Origin of the sequence: Mycolicibacterium vinylchloridicum (assembly GCF_013404075.1) — a bacterium.
Lineage (GTDB): Bacteria > Actinomycetota > Actinomycetes > Mycobacteriales > Mycobacteriaceae > Mycobacterium > Mycobacterium vinylchloridicum.
In genome coordinates, this window is sequence record NZ_JACBJQ010000171.1 from 1 (window position 1) to 1,472 (window position 1,472).

Annotated in this window: 1 protein-coding gene; it reads right to left on the bottom strand. The window is 65.4% G+C overall.

Annotated features, from left to right (window positions below):
• Positions 1–33: 33 nt before the first annotated feature.
• Complete coding sequence (locus HPC46_RS34365) at positions 34–1,338, bottom strand: IS256 family transposase (RefSeq protein WP_006242318.1); 1,305 nt, start codon at positions 1,336–1,338, stop codon at positions 34–36.
• Between the last annotated feature and the right edge of the window lie 134 nt (positions 1,339–1,472).

Sequence of the window (1,472 nt, forward strand, 5' to 3'; positions counted from 1 at the left end):
GAGGAATTGTCAATACCTGTGGATCGGGGTGTTTCAGGCGACCTCCGTTTCGGTTGATTCGGCCGGCTCGGGCGGTGTGATGTCGGCGGGGCGTTCGAGTAGCTTGCCTTTGTGGAAGACGGCGCCGGCACGGACGAGGGCGACCAGGTGGGGTGCGTTGACTGCCCGCCACCGGGCTTGTGCGGCGTCGATAAGCTTGTAGGCCATGGCAATTCCGGCCGCGCGGGATCCCGGCCCCTTGGTGACCTTCGTCCGCAATCGCACGGTGGCGAAGGTTGATTCGATCGGATTCGTGGTGCGCAAGTGGATCCAGTGTTCGGCTGGGTATTTGTAGAACTCCAACAGCACGTCGGCGTCGTCGACGATCTTGGCGACCGCCTTGGGGTACTTGGCGCCGTAGTCGATCTCGAAGGCCTTGATCGCGACCTGCGCGTGGTCGAGGTCCTCGGCGTTGTAGATCTCCCGCATCGCCGCGACCGCACCGGGTTGCGCCGATTTGGGCAGGCAGGAAAGGACATTGGCCTGTTTGTGAAACCAGCAGCGCTGCTCGCGGGTAGCCGGGAACACCTCGCGCATCGCCTTCCAAAAGCCCAGTGCACCGTCACCGACGGCCAACACCGGGGCGATCATCCCGCGGCGGCGACACGACCGCAGCAGATCGGCCCACGACTCGGTCGATTCTCGATACCCGTCGGCCAGGGCGACGAGTTCCTTGCGGCCATCGGAGCGGACCCCGATCATCACCAACAGGCACAGCTTCTCCTGCTCGAGGCGGACCTTGAGGTGAATGCCGTCGACCCACAGGTAGACGAAGTCAGTGCCCGACAGATCCCGGGCCCCGAAGGCCTTGGCCTCCTCCTGCCACTGGCTGGTCAGCCGTGTGATCGTCGTCGCCGAGAGCCCGGCACTGGACCCGAGGAACTGCTCCAAGGCCGGCCCGAAGTCACTGGTCGACAGGCCGTGCAGGTACAGCAGCGGCAGCACCTCAGTCATCTGCGGGGACTTGCGCGCCCACGCCGGCAGGATCGCCGAGGAAAACCGCTGCCGCTCACCGGTATCGGCGTCGATACGCTTGTCGTTGACCCGCGGCGCGGTCACCGCCACCGCGCCCGCGGCGGTCAACACCTCACGCCCGGCGTGGGAGCCGTTGCGGACCACCAGCCGGCGACCGCTCTCATCGAGCTCACCGGCGTGGGCATCGATGTAGGCGGCCACCTCAGCCTTCAGCGCCGCGGCCAGCATCTGCCGGGCGCCGTCGCGCACGATCTCATCCAACAACGACCGACCACCGCCGTCATTGGCGTTGGCCTCATCGGTGTCGTGAACTACGGTGAGCATTGGCGTACCTTCCCAACCAGCGCGTCAACGCCGGTCTTGATCAGAGAACCTTGGACTTCAGATCATCCCCGGGAAGGTGCGCCCACTTTCATGCCGCCCCACCGAGGGTCATCCACAGGTTCTGATCATTGCTC

Bases quoted from the DNA above. Each gene is read 5' to 3' on its own strand.
- HPC46_RS34365 (WP_006242318.1), bottom strand. From the start codon at position 1,338: ATGCTCACCGTAGTTCACGACACCGATGAGGCCAACGCCAATGACGGC.